This window comes from Acinetobacter sp. 228 (assembly GCF_048147885.1).
In genome coordinates, this window is the sequence record NZ_JAYWYV010000272.1 from 1 (window position 1) to 1362 (window position 1362).

Annotated in this window: 2 protein-coding genes; one reads left to right on the forward strand and one right to left on the reverse strand. The window is 29.2% G+C overall.

Annotated elements, in window-relative coordinates; all coding sequences use genetic code 11:
- The first annotated feature begins 150 nt into the window (after positions 1-150).
- Positions 151-1020, forward strand: coding sequence for a hypothetical protein (locus tag VXQ92_RS18115; RefSeq protein WP_002132355.1), 870 nt, complete (start codon positions 151-153; stop codon positions 1018-1020).
- Between the two features lie 22 nt (positions 1021-1042).
- Here VXQ92_RS18115 and VXQ92_RS18120 read toward each other — a convergent pair.
- A partial coding sequence (locus tag VXQ92_RS18120; protein ID WP_416682740.1) for a flavodoxin domain-containing protein occupies positions 1043-1362 on the reverse strand: 320 nt, incomplete at its 5' end.

Here is a 1362-nt window from a genome sequence, read left to right on the forward strand (position 1 = left end):
TTAGATGGGAAGCCACAAGAACTTTCTGTAAAGTAAACCCTGATCAAGCAGAAATATTCCTTACAAGAGTTTTAGCCGAAGAACAACATCCACATGTTATTAATGCTATTAATCAAAGTTTATTTTTAATCAAAAATAGGAATAAATAAAATGAATAAAGATAAAATCTCTTTAGATGAATTTGTTGATTATATTAAAAAAAATATAGACTTAGATGATCTAAATTCTATTAACTCTGCCGCTCCAATGTTGATAAAATTAAGTAATGATAAAGACTTATTACCTAAGGCTGTATGTGACGAACTAAGGCACTCAAATAAACCTTTTCAAGAAAGTAATCCTTATCAAGCTAGTGGCTATGTTCTTTATAAAGATGAAGATTTTGTGATAAGGGCAGTTTGCTGGATTTCAGATAAAGAAAGAAAGTTTGTAAATGTAGATGTTGATCGAGGTCTACTAATTTATTCTATAGCACATGATCATGATTTCAGTTTCTTAACAGTTGGTCATTATGGTTCCGGTTACTATACAGAAACTTACGAATATGATTATGATTCAGTTATAGGTGAATCTGGCGAAAGTATTGAAATGAAAAAGATCTCTTTCAATCAATTAAAACTAGGTCAAACTTATCTCTTTCGCGCAGGTAAAGAAATACATCAGCAACGCTCTCCAGATGATTTTTCTATTAGCTTAAATTTGATTGTGCGAAAACGAGGTCAACAGCGATTTAATGACCAATATGCTTTTGACTTAAAAAACAAAAAAATCATAAGACCTTTAGAAAATGACACATTCAAAAGAGCTCAAACTGTACATCTAATTGCTGATTTACTCGGTTCTAAGTGCTCAGAAAGTTTTTGGAAATTAAAAGATTCCCATAGTTGTAGAAGAACACGCATTGAAATAATGAAGGAACTAACTAAATTTAACCCGACTTTACGTAATGAAATTTGGGAAAATGCAAAGTTAAGTTCTGATCCCATACTTTCTAATGCAGCGTATGAAGCTCTAAAATAATATCTTTAGCAATCAAGTGAATTTACTGAATATCAAAATTATTTTGATATTTTAAAATATCAACTATTTTGATAGCGAATAAGGAAACTTTATTCCAATCTGTAAACTCAAATGTCTTAGATAAATTTGTAGGTCCATTGGTTAGATACATTATAAATTTTATCATGTATCTATCAATAATATTATATTTAGGATAATTAATAGCTCCTGGAAACACACCAACAATACTAGGTTTCCACTTTGTCTTTTCTTTAAATTTTTTAAAATAATTATCTAGTTCAGGTATATCTCTATCTTTTTTTCTAGCTGTTGCACTAACTGAAAAAAAACCATTATTTATTA

What these genes read in the sequence shown, in the direction of transcription:
- VXQ92_RS18115 (WP_002132355.1), top strand. Translation starts at nt 151, where the DNA reads ATGAATAAAGATAAAATCTCTTTAGATGAATTTGTTGATTATATTAAA.